Origin of the sequence: Amycolatopsis sp. lyj-90 (assembly GCF_046549035.1) — a bacterium.
Lineage (GTDB): Bacteria > Actinomycetota > Actinomycetes > Mycobacteriales > Pseudonocardiaceae > Amycolatopsis.
In genome coordinates, this window is sequence record NZ_JAJPWP010000011.1 from 285,862 (window position 1) to 307,587 (window position 21,726).

Here is a 21,726-nt window from a genome sequence, read left to right on the forward strand (position 1 = left end):
CCGGCGGTCTGAGGTCGTCCCGTCTCGGTGGCGCCCGGCTGAACCAAGCCCCCGTTCTGGGCAGCGGGCCCGGCCGCCGCGGGGCGCGCGTTCTCCGTCGCCCCAGACGGTTGAGCCGTACTGGCGATCGCTCGTCCACCCTCACCCACCGGCGGCTGAGCGCCGGCCGCCGGAGATCGCCCGTTCTCCGATCCGCTCGGCTGGGCCGAATTCATGGGATTCGCCGCCGATTGCGGCGGGCCGCCCGTCGTCGAGGTGACCGGTCGTCCCTCTCCGCCCCCAGCACCAGACACAGGCGGGCCACCCGATGTGGCAGTGACCGGAGTCGAGCGTCCGTTCTCGGTCACGGTCGGCTGGCTCGGGCCAGCCGAGTGTGCGGAAGGTTGCCCAGAAGAACTGGTGACCGGCCGTGCCGCCTGCTCCGGCGTCTGTCCACCGGTCCCCCCGCCCTGACGACCGTCGGCACCAGCCTGCACGGACGGTTGGGCGGAGGAATTCGGGGCAACGCCGCCCATCCCCGGGTGAACCGTGGACGTTGGCTGCTGAACATCCGCCGGAGTGAACAACTGTCCCAGCGCGGTCCCCCCGCTGGCGACCGGTCGATGGACCATGGAGGGCTGCTCACCGGGCGTCTCCCGACCGGTCGGGCTCCGTGTATCAGCAGCTCCGGCTGGTGCTTGCTCACCTGCAGTCTCCCGGACCGGCACCTGCGTGCCAGCGGTCTGGCCCGTGGCGCCCTGCCCACCCGCGGTCCCGTTCGCAGCGGACTGCCCATTCGCCGTCTGCGACGCTGGACTCTGCACCCCGGTGGTCTCCATTTGCTGGCTCGGGATGACCAGGGGCGGGCGTTCCGTGACTTCCCTGCGCAGTTTCCACGGCATCTCGGAAAAGGCCGTGATCCTCTTGCTCTCTCCGCTCCCCGATTGGCCCTTCTTTTCGTCGTCGTAAGCAGGGGGCTGATCGGGCTTCTCGTTGTAGGAAGGCGGCCTAGAAGGCGGGGCCGGCTTCTCCGAGCTCCCTGGGAATGACACATCGGTCTTCCCGCCCGCCCCGCCTGCACGGTCCGGCGGGCTGGGATGACCGTAACCCGACGCCGCCCCCAGGAAGCCGCCCCACCACTCCGACTCTTTGTCGTTTACTGCCCTATGCGCCAGCGGATTACTCCACAACACTGAGAGCATCTGGCCACCCGCATAGCCGAGTTGTCCCAAGACCGCCATGCCGCGAGGGATCTTCTTGCCCAGCTGAGCGGCCGTCGATTTCACGCCGTGCAGAATGAACCGCGCCCCACTGGTCATCACTCCCGAAGCCGCACCACCGATCGCGCCACCCGCGGCGGCCTTCCAAATGGCCTCGCCGTCGATCTTGTCGCGCTTATGGTTCAGTTTCTGCCCAACCTGGGTTAGAGAATCCGCCGCCGTCATCACACTGGCACCGACTGCGGCGGAGACCCCGACGTCGAACACCACACGCTGCAGCGTCTTCTTCATCGCTTCCCAGCTGAGCTTCTGAAGCGAGTATGAGGCGAGTTTGCTGATCAGTTGCTGAGCGATCATGCGTACCGTCAACTGCGCCGCGGCCTGTACCGCGGGCGCCATATACGCGAAGAAAAAGGACGCCAGCAAGGCGAGAATCGTCGACAGCGCCAGCGCCGCCGCCACAATGGCTAGAATTTGAGCCTTCTCCACATCCGCCGCGGAGTTCCGGAGCATAGCCCCGAACTGCTCGGAAGCGGTCTCGAGCTCTTCCAGATACGCTGCCGTGCCGGACAGCCAATTCCCCATTTCACCGGCGTAGTCGCCGTCCATGGAACTATCGAATTCCTGGGCGCGCGACCGCACGTCCGCCGCGAAGTCAGCAGTCTGCGCTTTGACGTCCAGCCACGCCTGGGACATCGCCCGCATACTGCGCACATTGCCCTCCGGCCACTCCATTCCCAGAATGACCTTCAGGAAGTTCTGCAGGTCAGCAGGCGGCTCTACCGGCCCATCACCCGACACCACCCACCTCCCTTCAGACGACGAACTCGAGGGACCTCTTAACTACTCCGCCTCTTCCTTCTGCTCCCGCATCCAATCGGCCAAGTCGACGTCGAACAGTTTCGCATTGCTCTCATCAAGGTCTTTGAATTCTTCGACTGCGGACCCGACGCCGTCGACCGTATCTTCTACACTCTCGCCCGCGTTTTTCTGGGCTTCCCGCGTACTATTGGCGTTGCCCACATAGCCCTCCGCGAACTTCTTGCCCGCCTTGTCGTCGCCCCAGCACCCTTCATACCTGTCCAAGGTGGCGCCAAGTTTTTTGACCGCAGCGACGAAGTCCTCGTTATCCGACTTCAGCTTGTTGAGCATGTCCTGAACACCCGAAGGGTCCAGCTTGAATTTGTCTGCCATTACTCCACCTTTCCGTTGCAGGATCCTCGGGGATCACTGACCGACTACGTCAGAGCCGACGGCCGCTACATCGACCACCAGCTCCCTGTGCACCTCGACCACCGAAACACCACGGAAAGCGGGCAAACTGCCGCCGACCTACCCCAACCCCGGAATTCCCGACGAACGTGCCTTCCGAAGGCATACCCCTGCCACGCACCTTCGCCGTGAAACGTCTCCAGACTTTCAGAGCCTCCTTTCCATTCCCAGTGATTCGTCTTGGAGACGACCGTTCATCGAAACTTTCTGCCCCGGCGCACCGGCAAACTCGATCACCCTGGCAGGCGTCCAGCGCCGAGTGCGCGCACCTCGCAGCAAGCCGGCCACCAGCAACGCCAGCGCGCCGAGGACCGGTACGGAGATCGCCGCGACCAGCGCGACGACGTCCCCGTTTCCAGCAGCCTCCTTCGCTGATGGCAGAGGTGCCGGCTCAGCCGAGACAACCGACCCCACCGCGCCCGACTCTTCAGGCAGGACTGCCGTGACAGCCGCCACCGCGTTCACGGTGCCCCAGCCGAACCCGGGGTCGGGCAACGTGGCCGCCGGGTGATCAGCGGTCAGTTCGAGGCGCCGTTTGACCTGCTCCGCACTGAGATTCGGATGGTAAGCCCGCACCAGGGCGGCGACACCCGTCACGAACGGCGCCGCATAGCTGGTGCCGCTGCCGAGCCAGTGACCAGCGCCGCGAGGGCCGACGCTGGTCACGCCGACGCCGGGCGCGACCAGGGACAGGAAGTCCCCGGTCTGGGAGAAATCCGCCTTCTTGCCCGTGATATCGATGGCGCCCACCGCGATCACCGATGGCAAGGAGGCCGGGTAGGTCGCCGGGTCGCCCTGCTGTGCGCTGTTCGCCGCGGAAGCCACGACAACAACGTCACGTTCCGCGGCATAGCGGACCGCTTTCGCGAGCTCGGGGTCGGGGGCGGAGGTACTGGCCGAAATGTTGATCACCCGGGCGCCACCGTCGACCGCGGCCCGAATGCCGTCCGCCATCTGGACGGCGGTCAAGATCGGCGGAGAACCGTCCTGGGTGACGATGGCGCACCGGATCGGCAGGATCTTGGCCTCCGGCGCGATTCCGCTGAACCCGGTGTCCGTTCGCACGCTCGCGCCGATGATCCCGGCCACGAACGTGCCGTGGCCGAAACAGTCGTCGTCAGCGGTCCGGGCACCGGTTTTGGCGGCAGGCTCGGCGCTGGGCAACGCTGCCGGAGCGGCGACGTCCAGCCCACGCAGCACCCGGCCGGACAGCTGGGGCGTCTTCGCGTCGACACCGGTATCGACGACACCGATGATCACACCCGCTCCCCTGGTGAGGGACCGGAGACGATCCAGCGCGAGCCGCTGCTGCGCCCACGGCACCCCGTTCTCCGAGCCGACCGGCGGGGAGAGGCAGCCCTTCTGATCGGCGGGGAGCGGTGCCGGCGCCTGCTGGGCTGCCGCCTGGTGCGGAAGCAAGGTCATCCATGGAACAGCGACGACCACCAGGCAGCGTGTCACCGCCCGGCGCCGTGACGATCGTTCCCACCTCATCGAACGTCCCTTCTCGAGCCGCTCACGAGGCCAATGTGGCGGAGCGTTCCACCGCGACTGGAGACGACGCCTGCGCGCGCCACTCGACCAGGGTGGTCGTCATCCGGTTCACCGCACCGGGCTCGTCGACGACTCGTAGAGCGCCGCGGCGCCGCCGTTCGAGAGCCTGGTCGAGCTTGGCCAGGGCGTTGAGGTCCAGTTCGTCGAGCTCGCCGGACGGGGAAGGCTGTTCGCCCGGCGCGAGTTCGCGGAACAGTGCCGCCGTCCTCGGCACGATCGGACCGTCTTCCTCTTGCTCGTCGGCCGGTTCGGCAGGTCGCACGGCCAAGGCCTTGAAACGCGCGCCGGCGAAGAACACCACTTCGCTGACAGGCTGCCCGATCCGCAACTCCGCCGTACGCCGGGCAGAGGCCGGCCAGATGAGGACGTCGAGTTCGGCACCCGGCACGGTCACGTCGAGGTCCGTACTCCCGACGAGGAAACCCGGCTCGGTCAGGAGCGCTCCGGGCTCCGCCGTACCTTCGAGCGTATGGTCGGCCTTGCCTTGCCGAAGCACGGCCCGCCGATGGATCGGCAACCGCCGCAGCCCCGAAACGAGGCAGGGAACCTGCCCGTCGAGCCCGCCGTCGTGACCATCCCGTACGGCGGCATCCAGCTCGGAAGAGCTGCCCCGGCCACTGCCCAGGTAAAGACAGACGGCCACGTAGTCCGCTTTGGCTTCAGCCTCCTGCTGGCGCATCGAGGGCCAGGTCGCGAGCGCCGCGTTGACCGTCGCGAGAGCTTCGCCGTAAGCCTCTCCGGCCGCGGCGGTGAACCGGCTCTGCTCCGCGGCCGTGCTCGGCCGGTCGGTGACCTTCAGCGTCCGTACGGGCGAGGTCCCGGCGGAGGGGAGCTCGAGACGGGGCGGCTGGGTGGCGCCGGGGGCCGCATCGGCAGGGCGCGGGATCCCGGCCGGATCAGCTGCCGGCGGCGGAGGCAAGGTCTCCCGGGATTGGTGTGTCGTCGTCGGTTCGCCGCCGCCATCCGCTGGCCCCTCGGACGGCCTTCCGGCGGTTTCCGGCACATCGACGGCTCGGCCGGGCCCGGCTGCCATTCCCGTCGGTGGTGTTGCGGCCGACGGCATTGATCGAGCGACGTCGTCCAACGGACGTGCCACGTCCCTCTTCATCGAGGAGGGTTCCGGCGCACTCGAAACCGTCGGCACCGGAGGCCCCGAGACCAGCGCCACCGGCGGCGTCACCATCGCCGGTGGCCTGCCGACCGGCGTTATCGCCGGCATACCCCGATCTGAGGACACGGCTCCGGTGTCAGGGCGGACCGTGGGCGTGGTGCTCAACAGTTCACGCGATCGGTCGTCGAGCTTCCCGGCCAGCCGCAGCCGGGCCGTTCCCCGGAGATCCGGGGTGAGTTCCTCCAGCACGGCCTCGGCCGCGGTGAGCAGCTCCGCGCCGAGCGGTTCGCCCGGCGTCCCCAGGTGCAGCGTCCATCCATCCGGGTCGAATGGCGACTCGGCCGAAGCGGGATCGGAAGGCCCGGTACGCAGCGCCAGTCCGGACGGCACCACATCCGCCAGGACATTGCCCATGCGGTACCCGGCGCGATCCCGACGCTGCCAGCCCCGGGGTGGCGACACCGATTCGACCACTTGCTGGGAACCGTCCGCGCACTGCCGAAGCAGCGTCGCGAACGGCGGGAAGCTCCCGGCGAACGGAGCGGTCACCACACCGATGTCCCGGGCGAGCACCCGCGCCATTTCGCGCAGCCAGGCGTGCGTACGGGCTTGAGAAGGAGGCACGACCAGTTGCAGCGGGACACGCGGCATCAATGCGGCCACGACGGAGGGATCCGGAACCTGGCCATCGGCACTCACGACGACTTTCGCCACGTCGGGATCAACCTGGACCGAGAATGCGAGATCACCAGGCACGACCGGCCGGGCGTGGACGTCGCGCACCGAGATACCGGCCGGTATCGGCTCGATCACCACACCGTCCACGGCGATCGGCGCAACGGGGAGTAACGCCTCCCAGCCCGGTGCAGGATGCCGATGTCCGCCAGGGCTCGACGGAGCGCCGGGGCGAAAACGCCGCCAGCCACCACTCGCGTACAGCGCGGCTCCAGGGCGTGCGCTGAAGTCCCCTGACGGAGCGAAGATCCCGACGTCCAGCGCGTCCGCAAGCGCCTGCGAGACGAAAACGTCGGCTCCCAGGCCCGCCAACGCGACCCGCACCGCCTGGACGTCTGCTCTCCCGACGATGTTCCGGTGCAGCAACGCCGGCAGCAACGTGGCCAGCGACGACTCCCTTGCCGCTCCCGCGGACACCGCCACGAAGAGCTCTCCCGGGACCGGCGGCGGCCAGGCGAACGACTCCGCCTCCCCGGATCGCTTGATCAGGAGGTGCGGCCCCCGTCGTTCGGCGACGAAGTCGCCGGCGGACTGGGGTGCGGAGCTGGTCATCCTGCCTCCCGGCTCGGCAGTGCGGTTCCTGGACAGCGGTGCACTTTCGTGCACGGGCACCGTCGTGGTCTCACGCACCGCCGTGATTCCGGACAGCGCCTTGGTCACCAAAGCAACGTTCTGGCTCACGCTGCGACTCTCCTTTCCTCATTCGTGCCCGTCTGCGATCGGTCCGAGTTTCAGAGGACCACCCGGTACTCAAGAAAATCTCTATCCACCCCGGTGGACGCCCCGAGCGACCGGAGGATGTCCGAAACATCGGAATGGGAGAACTTCGGGCACGATCTCCGACGAACGTCCTCTGTGTACATCTGCTTCGCGTCGATTCATCGACGATGACACGGTGGAGGACATCCTCGATGCCGTCGGCGCGGCGGAGACACCTCTGGTGTTGTTGACCGGATTCGCCGGCACCGGCCGTACCACCGCGCTCGCCCGGCTTTGCGAGCGCTACGAAACCCAGCGCAAGCATGTTTCGGCGATGAGATTCACGTCGAGAGGCGATGTGCTCCCCGCGAAGTTCTCTCTCTCGCCTGCCGGAAGGCACGGGGCGGCCGCCACACGATTGCGGGGGCCGGTCCGTGACGAGCCCGCGTGGGCGACGATCGGCCCCGTCGCCGGTGCCGCCGACGAGCCCGCGGTGGCACGGCGGGCGGCCCATGCCGCGGCCGCCGCGCTGCGACGCGCCGGTGACGGCACGGTCCTGCTGATCGACGACCTGCAGTGGATCGACCGTCATTCCCTCGCGGTCCTGGAAGCGCTGATCCGGATGCTCGATGGCCGGCACCTGACCTGTGTCGGAACGCTGCGCGTCCCGGTGAACGGTGCCGCCGCCCACTACGGCCCCGACGTACTGGCCCGGCTCCGCAAGGAAAGCCTGGTGCACACACTGCGCCTGCCCCCGCTGGACAAAGGCCAGATGACCGACCGGTTGAAGAACACCCTCCAGGCAGCACCCGAGCCCGCTCTCGTCGATCGTGTCCACACCGCGAGCCGCGGCGTGTATTCCGCCGTACGCGCGGCGACAGAGACCTTGCTGCGAAACGGAGCGATCCGCGTTGTCGGGCAGTCCGCGTTCCTGGTCCCCGGGACAGCCCGGGCGGAGCCCCCGCTACCGGCCGAGTGTCTTCAGCTGGTCCGAGAACTGGGGCCGACCGTGTGGGAGTCGGCCAAGGCCCTGGCCTGGCTGTTCCCACTCGGTGACGCCGCGCCACGATTGGCCGGCGCCGTACTCGGCATAGCCGAGCGCGAAGTCCTAGACCACTGGGAGTCCTTACGCAGGGTAGGCGTGGTCCACCGCGGGACCGCCGCGATGTGGCGCTTCACCATCCCTCTCGTCGGCGACGCGTTGGCCGGATTCTGCGGACCGTATGCGTCCCGGGGCCTCGCGGCCGCCGCTGTCGAGGCCTTGTGGTCAAGCGAAGCTTTGTGCCACGACCCTGACCATCGTGCGAACCTCGTCGCCGAAGCCGGCAGGCTGATCGACCCAGCCCGTGGAACGGAAGAACTCATCGGCCGTGCCATCGAAGCCGGCGACGCCAACGTCCGATCCGCCGTCCGATGGCTCGAAGCCGCGGCCGACCTCGCCGATGACCCGGCGCAACGGGCCAATGCGCTGCTTCCCCTGGCCGCGGCTTACCTCGCCTACGGCGACCAGGAGAAAAGCGTGCGAACCGCGCGGCTGCTGCTGGAGGGCCTCGAGGAGCACCTGGGCCCGGACGCCGTAATCGAAGCCCAAGCACTGCTCGTCCGTGGCCTCGGCGATCTGGGCGACACCGAGGCCCTGCGCGACATGGCGGACGGCGAACTGCGGCTCCCCTGCGGCGCCGGGGAGCGAGCGGCGCTACGGAGCTTCGCCTGCGCTCGGCTCGACCGCTGGATGGAGGCCGAGCGCTGGTCGGAGGCCGATGGCCGGGCATCCCAGGACGGACGTGCACACGCCGTTTTCGGGCGTCTCATCAAGGCAAGCGGCAGTCTGTGGCAAGGTCGAGCGGAGCCGTTCGACCAAAGCTTGCGCGATCGGGAACGATGGCCGCTGCGCGCGGTAGCGCGTTATCGTTTCGAACAAGTCGACGCGCATCTGACCGGACTGCTGGTGAACGGCGAGCTCGGCCGTGCGGAGAAGCTACTGGCTGACGAAGGCCTTCCCTTGAACGGCGCGGGACTCGCCAACCGGGTGATGGCCGCGGCTCTGCGCGGCGACTTCGGCTCCGCGACCGAACTGGCCTGCCGGTTTGTGGCGCTAGGGCCAGGCTCTGGCCTTTTCCCCGCGCGGACCGGGATGTTCCACGCTGCGGTCTCCGCGCTTGTCAGCCAAGGACGCTTCACGGCAGCGCGCGAACTGCTGACCGCCGCCCGCAAGCAAACACCGGCGCTGGCGCATCTGCTGGACTTCGCGGAATCGCGGATCGATCAAGCGCTGGGTGACCACCGTCGCGCGGCCGAGCGGTTGACCACCGCACTGACAGCGGCGGAGGAACGTGGCCTCGTGGTCGGCTGCGATACCGCCTACGCGGAATTGGCGGACTTGGCCCTCGATGCCGGGGATCGGAAGACGGCGGAGCGCTGCTTGATCGTCGTCGACCGGCTGGCACACGACCTGGCGACCGGCCGTGCCACGCTACTCGCTCTGTTCATCCGCGCGGTGGTCGAGCACGACCCTCACGTGGCGGCCGAATGCCTGCGCCGCGCTCGCTCGAGGAATCAGCCTTTCGAACTGTCACTCACCATCGCGTGTTTGGTGAAGCACGGGGTCGCGGATCCTTCCCTTCTCCGCGAAGCCTACGAACTCATGGGCGACGGCGATGCCCTCCTTCACCGCGCGAAAGCCCGGAATCTCATGCGAGAACACGGTGTCGCCGTTCCCGGTCGACGTGAAACGACGGAAGAGAACGAGCGGCTTCTGGCGACACTGGTTGCCGAAGGCCTGAGCAACAAACAGATCGCCACCGCTTTGGACCTGAGTGAGAAGAGCGTGGAAGGGCGCCTGAGCCGGCTCTTCTCCCGGAGTGGATACCGCTCGCGCATCGAAATCTCCACGGCGGTCGTGAACGGCGAACTGAACCTCTGAATCGCCGTTCAGCCGTCGTCCGCCATCGTCCGGATCGCTTGCGCCAGCACCCGCATGGACGCGGGGGAATCAGGATTCAGCAGCACGTCCACCCCCTGCGACGGCAGTGCCTCGGCAAGCTCCTCGAGCGTGACGTCAAGCCATCGAAGATCACGCCCGGCCTGTGGACGATGACCGTAGGACGTCGTCACCAGGACCACTGCCACCCCGTCCGGGGCGGACCGGACCACGGCCGTGCCGTCCTCGTCCACGGCGATCGCCAGCACGCTGTCCTGTAGCACGACACTCAAGTGATCGGCGACATCCTCGCCGCCGGCAAGTGCCCTGAGCACCGCGTCCACAGGATCGAGCGGCGAATCCGGTGAGTTCGGCCGGTACTCCGGGTTGGGGTGGAAGCGGCTGGGTTCGCCAGCTTCATCGACCTGCCACGCCCCCAGGATGACATGCGGGGGGATACCTTCCTGCTCATCGCTCAGCTCGAACGCGGGATCCAGAAGAAGCAGCACCTGGCTCTCAGGTGGCTCCTCGGTCGGCCCTCCCACTGTCACTCCTTCCCGACCAGCGCATCGGTCATGCCGGGCACGCGGTCGAATCTGCTTGCCTCGGCCGGTGGCACCGAAGCCGATGTCCTGGTCCCTCGATCGGCGAATGTCCTCAGGGCCGCCCGCACGAGATCGTCGCGGCCGACGGACTTGTCGCCCTCGGCGGCTTCCGCGGCCGCCAGCTCGCGTACCAGGATCCTCCCTCGCTGCGCTCCATCGGGTTTCACGGATTCGAGCACCTTGAAGGAAGTTCCAGGCGGGAACACAACCCGATCGGCGACACTTTCGTTCACCGGCTCGATCGACGCCGTGAGCCTGCCGGTGAGCGACCAGATGACCAGATCGGTCGAGCCGCTCTCAGCCGGCCCTAGCACCGTGCGTGCGTGGAAAAAGCCCCACTCCCGTAGTATCCGTCCACCCTCCAAGAGGTCCCATAGCCCGTCCTCTGGCTCGATCACCGTCGCAGCCGCCTTGCGGTGCAAGGGAAACTTGGTCATGCCGGCTGCCACGCAACGTCCGAAATCGACATGGGGACCGGCCTTGCCGAGCCGCAGGCCGACGTCGACGTCCGGGTCCTCACCTGCCAGGTAGAGCCCAGCGGCCACCGCCGCGATGAGACTCTTCTCGGAAACCTTCCGGTTGGGCGAAAACCGTCGCATGACGCCCTCGACCCGGTCGGACAGCGCGTCGAAGGCCGACTCGCGGCCGTCGCGGACGAAGCTTTGCTGGACGGTGAACCCTGCCGTCGCCGGCAACGCCCGCTGTTCCGGATCCGGCACCGGCTGCCAGACTGAACGCTTTTCCGCCATCACGGACGGCAGCAGGAACTCGGTGGATTCCGCGGACTCGCTGAGCGGCGGTTTCGAAGACGTTTGGGGAATCTCCATAGTGACGGACACCGCGTCGTCGTCGACGGGTACGCTCGCCGGCTCCAGGCGCGCCGCGATGTCGGGGTCCGCGACCACCGTGGCCGTGGTGGCCGGGGCCACCTGCCGTCGTAGCAGCTCGGACAGGCGAGGCAGCGGGGTAAGGGGCGCTGCGGGGACAGCCTCGATGCCGGCCGATGTCCGCGACAGATCAGCTGGGGAAGCCACCGAAACGGTCTTCGTCACGTCACGGAGCTTGTACGGCAACTCGTCGATCACCCGTACGGCGAGTTCTTGCTCCGCCGGGTCGTGGAACACGAGAAGTGCGGCTGGGTCGGCGGGCATCGTCCTGACGGCCGTGGCATGGGCAGGCTCGCCAAGGGGTCGAACCCACAGACCTGCCTGGACGACTTCGATGACAGCTCCGGACTCATGTCGATAGATTCCCGGCCGGTCCTCCACCAGGTTCTCGCCGGGGTGCCGAGAACGACGGACGTGCGGCCCGACCGGATCGGCCGCGGGATCGGGCCGAGGCTGGTAAGCGAGCTGGTCGGCGAACGCACGAACACCGTGGGTGCCGTCCCGGCGTAGTACGAATGCCTCCGGCAAGTCCGGGCTGCCGATCGGGAACCCCGCGTAGCAAACGACTTCTTCGCCAAGCGCGTCGGCAAGGGCCTGTCCGGACGAGTCGCCTTCCGTCACGGCGAACTCACCGAAGCAGAAGAACCGGACGCGAGCCCGCACCTCCTGGGGGACCGCTGCCCACCACTGCGCGACATCCGCCAACGGCAGCGGTGACACACCGTGCGCCCCGAGTACGACGGTACATTCGTGCGGGGAGACACGCAGCCAGCGAATGAGCTTGGCGCGGCTGGCTTCCAGCCATGCCTCGGGCCCCTCGGTGTGGAACCAAAGCCCGGCCGGCAGCGGTTCGGCCGACGTGGCCGCGCCTACCCGGAACGGGCTCGACGCCACCTGCCCTTCCCACGCCGGCACTGGATAACGCCGCCCTTGAAACGTCGGAGACTGCACCGGCGTGCAGACAGCCCATCCTTCACTGCTTTCGGGCGGCAGGAAAATCACACCGGTCGGGCCGACCAGCATCGCGCCATCGGGGCAGTACACGGGGAGTCCTACGCGATCCGAGAGCGCTTGCGCGGCCGACAGTGGGATTTCACCGGCCTCCTCGGAGGGGAACAACCGGATCGGTCGCTGTTCCTCGACGGCCAACGTCGCTACAGCGTCCCATTCTCGGAACGACGTACGGGCGGGCAGGAAGTCCACGACGACCAGGACACAGTCTGTGCCGGCTCGCAACGACGATGCCAGCTGGGCCGCCTGGTCGGTCATGCCTTGAGGGCCGTGGACGACCACCGCGTCGCCGACCCGCAGGCAGGCAGCGACCGCCTTGCGACGACTGTGGCGCCGCAACTTGAAGAGCGACATCGGTTTCGCCTTCCGGTTGTCGTCGGTGTACTTCGCGGAGAACCGGTACCGGGTCTCCGGCGGCTCCTCAGGTCCCTGTCCACTGTGATAGACCGGCAGGTCCATCGTGACGCTGAACACTGCCTCACCGCTATCCGAGCGGAGATCCCTCACGAACAACGCTGATCGCCGACCCCTGAGCGATTCCGCTCGGGAGGAGCCCGGCGCCTCTAGGCACCGATGGCGTCCTGGTGCCGCCCCAGCTTCGACGTCGCCAAGCCGTACCTGGTCCGGCAACCGGCTTTGGTGAACAAGCGGGAAAGGTACTTCTCGACCGTCTTTTCGCTCATCCGGACCCGCCGGGCGATCTGCCGGTTGGTCTGCCCCGACCGGATGAGCTCCAGGATCTCCAGTTCGGTTCCGGACAACACCTCCGCGGCCGGCTGCTCGACCGCGCCTGCCGACTGCGGAACACCGCCGGGACGCGTGTTCTCGTACGCTTCACGCAGCCGCCCCTCCGGCGAACCGGACAGCTGCGCGGCCGACGTGCCCAGGAGCACGAGTTCGCGGTCACCGAGCCATCGGACAAGCCTTTCCGCTGTCTCGATCTCCGCCCCGTCGCCCGACAGGCCACGCACCAGCCCCAGCACCCCCGACGAACGAGAGGACTTGCGACGTTCGTGATATGTCTCCGCGAGCTCGACGACGACGCGCCGCTGCCCCTTGTTTTCGACGCGGCCCGCGAGCCAGGCCAGCCGGACAAGCAGCCGCGCGACTCCGACCTCGTCTCGGGCGAAAGGATGGGCACGGAGGGCCCGCTGGCCGGCTTCGAACGCCTTCTCGGTTTCACCGGCACGGTGGCGCAGCCCGGCCTCGACCCAGGCTCTGTGGTGAGGGAAGTACCCCGGCTGCGGCACGATGTCAAGCAGAGCGACCGCCTGATGGCCATCGTCATTCCAACCCCGCATCTCGGCCGCCAGCAGCCGGGCATGCTCGAGGACGAGCTCACTGACGGTGTCTTGGAGCTCCAACTCCTCCAGCGCCGCGAGAGCGTCGTTCCACCGGCCTTCGGCGTACCCGGAACGGATCCGGTGGTACGCGGACAACGGGCCACGAGCCGGCACCTGGTAGTCCTGGCCCAGTACCGCTTCGAACGCGGGAGCGAGGTCTCGCACGGCGCAGGCGTCCGCGATCAGGGAATCCCTGTACAGCCGCTCCCGACCGAGCGGGTTCGACTCAGCCGGGGCGCAGCCGATCCGCTGCCATACCGGCAGCAGGCAGGCGGCGATGCCATCCGGCTCGACGCGGTCGCCGGAGAACCAGCTGTCGGCAAGCCGCACTACCGAGCCGCTCTCCTCGTCTCGGCCTAGTTCTTCCCGGACTTCGCGGGGAACCGGCTGCCCCAGGTGCAGCGCCGCCAAAGTCGCCGCCACAGCGAGCTCAGCCCGTTCACCGGCCCTCAGCTCGTCCTTCGACGCGTCGGCGGCGAACCCTGCCATGGCGGAGTAGTCGGCTACGCGGACCAGATGCCGGATGACGCGGCGCTGGAAGGCGACGCGCCCGGCCCCTGGGCCTGTGTGCCACCAGGCGGCGAGCAGGTGGCGAGTACTCGTTGCGGCGTCCGCGGCCAACGTCACTTCGGCGCTCCGGAGGACCGCCCCGAATTCCTCACGACTGGGCAAGGCCTGTCCGGCGGAGGCGATATGCCTGGCCGCGGCGCCCGGACGTGCTCCAGGCCCGTCCCCGGGTTCGAGCATGCGCTCGGCGATCGCGCCATGCAGCCGCTCGCGTGCGCCTTCCACGGCAGTCGCCTCCACCGCGGTGCCGATACCCGGTATCCGGCATCGGATCAAGCCGGACGGCTCCCAATCGAGAAGGCCGTCTCGGAGCAGTGTGTCGACCGCGCGGCCGGCGTTCCCCTCCAGGAACCGAAGGTCATCGACGAGCAAGCCCTCCGGGCTTGAAGCGAGCAGAACGACCTGTCTGCCGACTTCGCCCAGCGGAGCCAGCAACTCGAAGCAGGGATGCCCGGCAGGCAGGGCGACAGGGGTCGCGGGATCGCGTAAGCGGGTACGGCCACCGACCGCGTCGAGCCTGCCTCGGTCGCGGAGATCGTTCATCGTCGACACCACAGCGCCCGGGTTGCCCCACAGCGGGCCAAGGGCTTCTCGAACCGACCGCTCGACCGTCGGCGACACGGGCCCCGCCAAACGCCGCAGGAGGTCCGACGTCCTGTCCGGCGAAAGTGGTCCGAGCTCGATCATCCGCGAGAACGTCTCGCCTAGCGGAGTCGGTACGCGCTCCGGCGCGACCGTGCACGAGGCGATCACGAGATGTCCCGCGCGGTGCACCGGGGCCACGGCCGGCATCGGATCGGGAAGATGGTCGACATCGTCGAGGACGACCGTCACCGCCGCAGAGGTGTTCAGGCGGGTGTAGAGCGTGCTCATCGCGTGCAGCAAGCCGAACCTCGTCCAAGGATCGGCGTAACCGTCTTCTGTGCACAACTTGCTGACTTCGTCCAGCGAATCCGGGAGCCTGGGGTGCGCGTCGAACAGCTCGTACTGCCCGCGCACCGCATCGAGGACAGCCCGGAAGCCGAACCTGTCCCACGCCGGCCCGTCGGTGAGAGAATGGACCGAGAGAACCGGCTGCGCTCGGCCCGTGAACACCCGGCAAGCCTCCTGCAGCAGCGCGGTCTTCCCGCTGCCGGGAAGGCCGTGAACCAAAACAGGGCCAGAGACGCCGCCCTCGACAAGGGCATCGAGTTCGACCCGCCGCCCCACCAGTCCGCCACGCTGACGTGCCATCACTCATCCCTCCGATCCCGGATTAACGAATCCAGCCCTGGGCATCCTTTCTTCCCACGACGTCACCGATTTCACTGGAGACGACTCAATGATTTCTCTATCCACGTCAACCTGGTCATTCCAGGCAATCCCGCTGCCCTGGAATCACTGGAAACCTAAAGTTCCAGCGGGGGTGGCTACAGTCGGCCCCGTGAACCCTCAGCCGAGCCCCAAGGCGAATGACGAAGCAGCGCCGGATTCCGACGTGTTACCCAGCGAAGAACCGACGCCGATCTATGACGAACTGGCTCTCGCTTTCAGCGGGTCTGGGCAAGAGTCCGACCAGAATTCGGATTGAGCCCGAACATCCGGCGGTCTCGCCGATCGACTGCGCCTCGTTGTCCAAGCCATCCGTCACGCGGTCACGGCCATACCCCGCGCCAGCGGATAAGTGACGATCGCGGCCGCGTCGTGCCAGGTGTCCTGCCACTCCAGTCGGCCGATCGCGCAGTTCGCGGCCGCGTTCGCCACCCGGGTGGACGCTCGCGCGAGCTCACCGGCATCGGCCGCGGTGACGGAGAGCGCCATTGTCCAGACCACCCCATGGTGACCGCCGCCTGGAGTCAGATCGTCGAGCCGCCGCCGGGAGGCGGACAGCAGCATCTCGTCCGTGCCGTCTCCGACCTGTCCCTTGGCGGCGGCACTGCGCCGGCTCGCGCCGTCGACGGCGACGTCCCGGACCGCCCTCGCCCTGGCGACCCGCGCAGGGACGAACTCCATGCGCACACTCAACGTGCGGATCACCGCCGGGTTGACCTCCACCAGCAACGGGGCGAGCCAATGCGGTCCGAGCGGCACCGCGGCGACCGAGTCCGGCGGGACTGTCGCCACCCGGTGCAGCCAGCGGTCGTTGACCGTCACGTGGCCCTGTTCCGCCTGGTAGCCCTGCCAGCAATTGCTCCAGCGGACTCCCTCGTGCTGGTCCACAGGGAAAGCCGGATCCTGCATCGACCGCAGGACCGCGCAGGTCCGCTGCTCACCCAGCACTCGCGGGCGGACCAGGTCCGCCCGTCCCACGAGTTCTGTCAATCTCGCCAGTTCTTCCCGAACCAGCCCTGCCCAGCCTGTTTCGCCTTGACCGTAGCGCCGGGCGCCGGCCGCGAACTCGCCGGTCAACGGGAAGCGGGCGACCAGATAGTTGCGATGCTGCTCCGAGGTGTACGTGGTGAGATCGATCAGATCCTCGTAGGAGCTGACGAGCGCCTCGATACCCGGTCTGCTCGCGATCCGAGCCGCGACGAACGCGCGATGGCGAGCGGGATCGTGCGGCAGGATGCGGTTGATCTGCTGGAGTCCGCGGATGAAAGACCCGTCTCGGGCGAGCTGGGACAACATCACCCCGTACCGCGCCGAAGAGGCTTCGAACTCCGCGATCGTGCGCAACCGCTGTGGTTGCCCTTCGATCTCGATCACCACCGACAGGTACGGTGCCTCTCCTGGGTTGTCGTGCCTGAGGACGAACATGTCTTCGTGCGGCGTACCGGCCAGGTCCAACGGTGCGACCCTGCCGACAGGCGGAGGCAGCACCGGTTCCGTCCCTTCAGAGCCGACAGTGTATGTCGTGGTACCTCGCCATCGCCGGAAGAAGAACCGGCCGCGCCGAATCCATCCCGCGGCCCAGGAACGCCCCCCGTTCCAGGGGTACAGGACCATCACACCGCTCGCGAGGATGCCCAGTCCCGAGACGGTGCCCGCAGCACCGCCCACCGCCAGCCACAGGAAAGCGGCGACCAGGGCGGTGACACCGAGCGCGACGCCGGTGCGGTTGTCCACTCTGCCCAGCACGCCACGGCCGGCGATCTCCCCGCCCAGTACCGAAGTGCGCATCAGGTGTTCCTCCGGCCAGGTGGCGTCATCACTTCAGTGCTGCTCGCTTCGTCCATGTGGTTCGCTCCGGAGGTAGCGGGCCGCTCCTTCGCTTGTCCGCGGTCCCGTTGCGGGGTGCTCCGATGTCGCTGGGCGGTTTCATAAGCCTGCTCGATCGTGCGCGCGGGACCGGATGCCCGATCGAGGGTCGATGGTGTGATCACAGTCACTCGATCCAGTGACGCGGCGGCCGGGCCTCGGACACCGACGGGGGCCGACCCCACGCCGTACGGGCGGACCGCCGTCTCCCGGCCGCCAGCCGGGAATTTACGGACGAGCAGGAGAGGGACAGCGCTCGAGACAGCCAACGCGACCGCGAGGAGGCACAACAGGATCAAGCCGCCGACGCCTTCCGGCTTCTCCTCAGCCGACCCGAACGCGCCGAAGGCCACTGCCAGCAAAAGGAAGAGGGCAGGTTTGGCGAAAACCAGCCCCAGCCAGACCTTGGGTGCTTGCAGCGCCTTCAGCCGCCATCGAGGATGCACGAGCATGCCCCAGCCGATCCCGGCGACGATCCCTGCCACCGGTAGTCCGACCTTCTCGATCGCGAGCACGACGAACACGCCCAGCGCGCCGGCGACTATCAGAACGGACACGATCAGCCCGACGAAGGTGCCGCCAGGCAGCTTGTCCGCGGTCAGTGCGGCCAGCGTATCGACACGGGAGCCCGTCTTTCCGATCGTCGTGGCGCCCCACTCAGCGATCCCCTTGGTCGCCGCGTTTCCCACATTGATCACCAGGACCCCGATCGCCGGGGAGAACGTGATCAAGAAGACGGCCAATGGCAGGTACTTGAACAAGGACTCTCTCAGGTCGTCCCGCCCGCCCTGGCGCATGCTGTGCACGATCGAGAAAACAGCGGCGAAGGCCATGATCACGAGGCCGATACCGGCGGCCGCGGCGTACTGGGCCAGGAATCCGGGAGTCGTCGGATCCAGGTTCCCCGGTTCTCCCAACCCGTCCAAGATCTGCTTCACCAGATCGAACGCCGAACTGTGGACCGAGTTCGCCAGGTCGTCGAGAGGGGTCGACGGATCTGTGACGAAGTCGGCCTTCGGGGCGTGATCGCCGATGCCAGGCATGTCGCGGTCTCAGAACACAGCCAGCACGGCACCGAAGATCAGCCCGAGGCTGGCCAGCAGCCCCAGCCCGATCACCGATCGCTTGAGTGCCGCGGTATGGCCGGCGACCGACGACTCATAGCCGTTGCGTTTCGCCGACTGCAGTTCCAGCGTCGCTCGGATCGCGCCGAAGGCGAACAAGACGAACGCCAGCCCCCAGACACCACCCAAGAGCTTCTTCCAAGTGGAATTGAACTCGACACCGAAGACGTCGAAGTTGGGCACGACGCCGTCGAAGGGGTTCGGCGACTGGGCGAGAATGTGAATGATCATCAGCTCACGGCCATCTTGTAGTCACGGACGGCGAGATCACGATCGGTCTGTTCCATCTCCCGCAGGACGGCCCTCGCCAGCGGCCTGCACAGAGAGTCGTTCCCGGTCGGCACGGTGTCCTGCCGCAGCCTCACCCGTATGACCTTCGCCGTTCGTGCCCGGAAGTGCCGGACGATCCTGCGAGCCAGCTTCCGGTCGCGCCCGGTTTGGATGGCCACCACGACAGCCGCCTCCGCCAGGTCAGGCCGTCCCCCTGCGGCAAGGCGGTCCAGCAGCCACTGCGCGGCGTTCGCCGCCAGCACGTCATCGGGAACCGGGATCACCAACTGGTCGGCCAGCGCCGTCTGGCGCTGCCAGTCAGCACCGCTCAGGTCCGACGGCATGTCCCCGATGACCAAGCCGCCGGGCCTGGTGTCGCCGGCCCCGTTCCACAGACGCACTCCTGGCTGGCTTCGTTCGATGGCGCCGAAGAGCAACCTCGAAACCACACTCTTGTAACTTCGAGTCTGAAGATTGATCACCGCGATCAGGCCGGAGAGTGCGTTACCGGCAGCCGGGCCCGTCACGACCGGGGTTACGGGTACTGGCTCATCGGAGCTTTTCGGCCGGCTCGTCCTCACGCGTTGTTCCTCGCGCGAGGAATTCCCCTTGCCGTGCGATGCCTGGACGACCGGCTTGCTCAAGTCAAGAGGTTGCTCGGTCTCATAGCCTGGCGGATTCTCATGCATGCTGATCGAGCCTTTCTCCCGGAATCGGTCCCGGCGTCCTTGACACCGAGGGCGCGGCAGGGCCCATCAGCCGCCCCGACTTCACAGTTGTCGGAGACCCCGCCCCGTGAGCGGTCAGACCCGCAGGCACGGCGTCCGCCTCGTATGGGTCAGCCGCCCTGGCGAGCGACATCGTCGGTCAAGGTAAGCCCGAGGTCCGTACTCCCTCGCACCCCGCGTCGACAGCCGGTCCACACTCCCGCGTTATCAGCACTCCGCCAAAGACGCGGGCCACGGCGGAAACGCCGACCACATCGCTCACCTCCTGACCTAATCGTGAGGCTACTGGGAGTGTGTGGCCGCGGCGGCTAATTGCCCAGCGAAGTCATGGATCTATGTCCGAACTGCGAACGAAAAGGGTGTTCTCGGGCAAAGCAGGCCCCGTCTCGTCTCTCGCACCAAGGCCACTGATCCCCAAGGGCGTCTGCGTCTCGCTACCGTCCACCCCGCTTTCGCGGACCGTTCGAAGCGTCATCGAGATCACGGCGGCACGCACAGACATTACCCCGACAGTGAAGACAACCCTCTCTCCTGCCCGACCGGCCTTCCGAACCCCGGAGTTACGGCCAGCAGTTCTACCCGAAAGGGCAGACTGGTTGGCGCGCAAATATCCTCCCTGCAAGAATCGCTCGAAACTTGTCATCATCACAAGGAGTGCGTCCATGGATCGACCAGAACTGCTATCACCGGCCGATTGGCACGGATTCCTGCGAAGCTACAGCGCGGAGTTCCTCGATTCAGAGTTCCTGCATGAACTCGAATCCGAAGGACGAGACAAGTACTTTGTCAGCGAAGTCCAGCGAAGCAGCGGCTGGCTCGGATACGAACCGGCGACCGAAGAGGAAATCGCGACCACGGAGAAACGTATTGGCACCAGGTTGCCACCGACCTATCGCAATTTCCTGCTCGCCAGCAACGGCTGGAGCACAATCTCCTACGCTGTCGATCTGCGCAAGGTCGACGACATTGGCTGGTTCGCCGACCTCGAGCCGAATATCATGAAAACATGGTCCGAACTTGAGCACTTCGCCGACCATATCGAACTGCTGAAGCAATGCCTGCTGATTTCGGACGACAACGGCGGAAGCGGCCAGTACCTGCTGCTTCACGCGTCGAGTGCGGGCGACAACGCGGACTGGGACGCGTACGAATGGTGGCCTGGCGACGGGGAAGCACCTGAACACTACGAAAACTTTGCAGCCATGGTGACGACTTTGCATCAAGACTATCACGAGGACTGATACCGAAGAATCGACAGACACCACTTCGTCCCTCTACACAACCGCCCGACATCGAGTAACCGTATCGATTTCCTTATATCCTTGGCCTGCCCCGCTCACTCCGGCCACCCTGCCGACTTCCGCCTCGCGGCCGACCGCCGAAACACTCGGCGAGATGAGCACGACTCCACACCGCGGCACCTCGCCTCCGGAGAGATTCTCCAGATTAAAGAGAACTCTTCCATGGTCAGATTTCAGGCAAGGTCTGGTTCCATGCGGTGGAACCAGACCTTGCATCCGCATTGCCCGCGATGAAGAGTGACCCTGCCGATACCGATTCAGCGCCGGAAGCCGGATCAGCGCGTCAGCCCGCAGTACGGAGGGCACTGACGAAAAGGGCTTGGTCGCCGATCTGCGGGTCCCTGCCGGAATTCGGATATCCGCCTGCGCAAACGCACGACCGAAACCGACCTCCGGAAGGGTACCTCATGCCAAAGATTGCTGTAATAGGCGGCACCGGCTATGCCGGATCGGCCATTGCCGCGGAGGCGGCCGCTCGCGGGCACCAGGTCACGTCGCTGAGCCGCTCACTCCCCGACACTCCGATCGCGGACGTCAGCTATGTCCAAGGCGACGTCTCTGACGAAGAGCCGCTCGCGGCGACCATCGCGGCCGCGGACGTCGTAGTGGGCGCGATCGCCCCACGTGGCTCACTGTCCTCGACGTTCCGCGACGTTTACGGCACTATCGCCCGCCTGGCCGACGCGGCGGAAGTACCGCTATTCGTCGTCGGAGGCTACTCCTCGCTTCGCCCGGCTCCCGGAGCGGATCGCTTCGTCTCCGACCTCAGCCGCATCCCTCCGAAGCTTCATGGCGAGATCCTCGCCGGCTCGGCGCTCATCATCGAGGACCTCCCTGCCACCCCTGAGACTCTCGACTGGGTCTTCGTCAGTCCGGCGCTCCGATTCGGCGCCCGCATGCCCAGCGATCCACTCGGTCACTACCGGCTCGGCGACGACATCGCGGTCCAGCCCGGTAACGGAGGCCTGATCTCCGCCGCGGACTACGCTCTCGGATTCGTCGACCTTATCGAGAAGGGCGGTCACCACCGGGCGCACGTCAATCTCGGGAACGCCGTGGAAAGCTCCGGCAGCCCGTCGTCCTGATCCGGCCCGGCCACACCGCCGGCCGAGCGGTATCCGGCTCATCCGCCGGATACCGCCGGTTCCCGGGGACACCCGCTCTTCCCGGTCGCCACCACCGGCGCGCCAGGAGCCTTTTCGCCGTGATCGCGATGACGAGGT

Annotated in this window: 13 protein-coding genes; 3 read left to right on the plus strand and 10 right to left on the minus strand. The window is 67.1% G+C overall.

What is annotated here, in order from left to right; genetic code table 11:
• Window positions 1-2,042: 2,042 nt before the first annotated feature.
• The 3 genes from ACLJPX_RS35620 to ACLJPX_RS35630 form a co-directional block, all read right to left on the minus strand.
• Complete coding sequence (locus tag ACLJPX_RS35620) at window positions 2,043-2,393, minus strand: hypothetical protein (RefSeq protein WP_410604745.1); 351 nt, start codon at window positions 2,391-2,393, stop codon at window positions 2,043-2,045.
• A gap of 225 nt (window positions 2,394-2,618) precedes the next feature.
• Window positions 2,619-3,896, minus strand: a complete 1,278-nt coding sequence (gene mycP, locus ACLJPX_RS35625; protein WP_410604746.1) for a type VII secretion-associated serine protease mycosin — start codon at window positions 3,894-3,896, stop codon at window positions 2,619-2,621.
• 91 nt (window positions 3,897-3,987) lie between these two features.
• Window positions 3,988-6,423: a hypothetical protein gene (locus ACLJPX_RS35630; RefSeq protein WP_410604747.1), complete on the minus strand. Its 2,436-nt coding sequence runs from the start codon at window positions 6,421-6,423 to the stop codon at window positions 3,988-3,990.
• Window positions 6,424-6,442: 19 nt separating this feature from the next.
• On the opposite strand from ACLJPX_RS35630, the gene ACLJPX_RS35635 reads away from it, so the two are divergent.
• Window positions 6,443-9,493 carry an AAA family ATPase gene (locus ACLJPX_RS35635; protein ID WP_410604748.1) on the plus strand — a complete coding sequence of 1,017 codons (3,051 nt, stop codon included), beginning with the start codon at window positions 6,443-6,445 and terminating at the stop codon, window positions 9,491-9,493.
• An 8-nt stretch (window positions 9,494-9,501) separates the two neighbouring features.
• Here the strand turns inward: ACLJPX_RS35635 and ACLJPX_RS35640 are convergent, their stop codons facing one another.
• The 7 genes from ACLJPX_RS35640 to ACLJPX_RS35670 all read right to left on the minus strand — a co-directional run bounded on the left by ACLJPX_RS35640 (window position 9,502) and on the right by ACLJPX_RS35670 (window position 19,118).
• On the minus strand, window positions 9,502-10,035 hold the full coding sequence (locus ACLJPX_RS35640; RefSeq protein ID WP_410604749.1) for a type VII secretion system-associated protein: 534 nt from the start codon (window positions 10,033-10,035) through the stop codon (window positions 9,502-9,504).
• A 2-nt stretch (window positions 10,036-10,037) separates the two neighbouring features.
• On the minus strand, window positions 10,038-12,347 hold the full coding sequence (locus ACLJPX_RS35645; protein ID WP_410604750.1) for a hypothetical protein: 2,310 nt from the start codon (window positions 12,345-12,347) through the stop codon (window positions 10,038-10,040).
• 209 nt (window positions 12,348-12,556) lie between these two features.
• Window positions 12,557-15,136 (minus strand): helix-turn-helix transcriptional regulator, encoded by a 2,580-nt coding sequence (locus ACLJPX_RS35650; protein ID WP_410604751.1) that lies wholly within the window; start codon window positions 15,134-15,136, stop codon window positions 12,557-12,559.
• Between the two features lie 393 nt (window positions 15,137-15,529).
• On the minus strand, window positions 15,530-17,002 hold the full coding sequence (locus ACLJPX_RS35655; protein WP_410604752.1) for an SCO6880 family protein: 1,473 nt from the start codon (window positions 17,000-17,002) through the stop codon (window positions 15,530-15,532).
• A complete protein-coding gene (locus ACLJPX_RS35660; protein WP_410604753.1) occupies window positions 17,002-18,123 on the minus strand; it encodes a hypothetical protein in 1,122 nt (373 codons plus the stop codon). The genes ACLJPX_RS35655 and ACLJPX_RS35660 overlap by 1 nt, the downstream gene beginning before the upstream one ends.
• Before the next feature lie 9 nt (window positions 18,124-18,132).
• On the minus strand, window positions 18,133-18,435 hold the full coding sequence (locus ACLJPX_RS35665; protein WP_410604754.1) for a hypothetical protein: 303 nt from the start codon (window positions 18,433-18,435) through the stop codon (window positions 18,133-18,135).
• Window positions 18,435-19,118: a hypothetical protein gene (locus tag ACLJPX_RS35670; protein ID WP_410604755.1), complete on the minus strand. Its 684-nt coding sequence runs from the start codon at window positions 19,116-19,118 to the stop codon at window positions 18,435-18,437. The genes ACLJPX_RS35665 and ACLJPX_RS35670 overlap by 1 nt, the downstream gene beginning before the upstream one ends.
• Before the next feature lie 746 nt (window positions 19,119-19,864).
• On the opposite strand from ACLJPX_RS35670, the gene ACLJPX_RS35675 reads away from it, so the two are divergent.
• Window positions 19,865-20,443 carry an SMI1/KNR4 family protein gene (locus ACLJPX_RS35675; RefSeq protein ID WP_410604756.1) on the plus strand — a complete coding sequence of 193 codons (579 nt, stop codon included), beginning with the start codon at window positions 19,865-19,867 and terminating at the stop codon, window positions 20,441-20,443.
• Window positions 20,444-20,910: 467 nt separating this feature from the next.
• A complete protein-coding gene (locus tag ACLJPX_RS35680; protein WP_410604757.1) occupies window positions 20,911-21,588 on the plus strand; it encodes an NAD(P)-dependent oxidoreductase in 678 nt (225 codons plus the stop codon).
• The last annotated feature ends 138 nt before the right edge of the window (window positions 21,589-21,726 follow it).

What these genes read in the sequence shown, in the direction of transcription:
- ACLJPX_RS35630 (WP_410604747.1), bottom strand. Translation starts at nt 6,423, where the DNA reads ATGACCAGCTCCGCACCCCAGTCCGCCGGCGACTTCGTCGCCGAACGA.
- mycP (WP_410604746.1), bottom strand. Translation starts at nt 3,896, where the DNA reads ATGACCTTGCTTCCGCACCAGGCGGCAGCCCAGCAGGCGCCGGCACCG.
- ACLJPX_RS35650 (WP_410604751.1), bottom strand. Translation starts at nt 15,136, where the DNA reads ATGGCACGTCAGCGTGGCGGACTGGTGGGGCGGCGGGTCGAACTCGAT.
- ACLJPX_RS35645 (WP_410604750.1), bottom strand. Translation starts at nt 12,347, where the DNA reads ATGTCGCTCTTCAAGTTGCGGCGCCACAGTCGTCGCAAGGCGGTCGCT.
- ACLJPX_RS35620 (WP_410604745.1), bottom strand. Translation starts at nt 2,393, where the DNA reads ATGGCAGACAAATTCAAGCTGGACCCTTCGGGTGTTCAGGACATGCTC.
- ACLJPX_RS35655 (WP_410604752.1), bottom strand. Translation starts at nt 17,002, where the DNA reads ATGCGCACTTCGGTACTGGGCGGGGAGATCGCCGGCCGTGGCGTGCTG.
- ACLJPX_RS35665 (WP_410604754.1), bottom strand. Translation starts at nt 18,435, where the DNA reads ATGATCATTCACATTCTCGCCCAGTCGCCGAACCCCTTCGACGGCGTC.
- ACLJPX_RS35680 (WP_410604757.1), top strand. Translation starts at nt 20,911, where the DNA reads ATGCCAAAGATTGCTGTAATAGGCGGCACCGGCTATGCCGGATCGGCC.
- ACLJPX_RS35675 (WP_410604756.1), top strand. Translation starts at nt 19,865, where the DNA reads ATGGATCGACCAGAACTGCTATCACCGGCCGATTGGCACGGATTCCTG.
- ACLJPX_RS35660 (WP_410604753.1), bottom strand. Translation starts at nt 18,123, where the DNA reads ATGCCTGGCATCGGCGATCACGCCCCGAAGGCCGACTTCGTCACAGAT.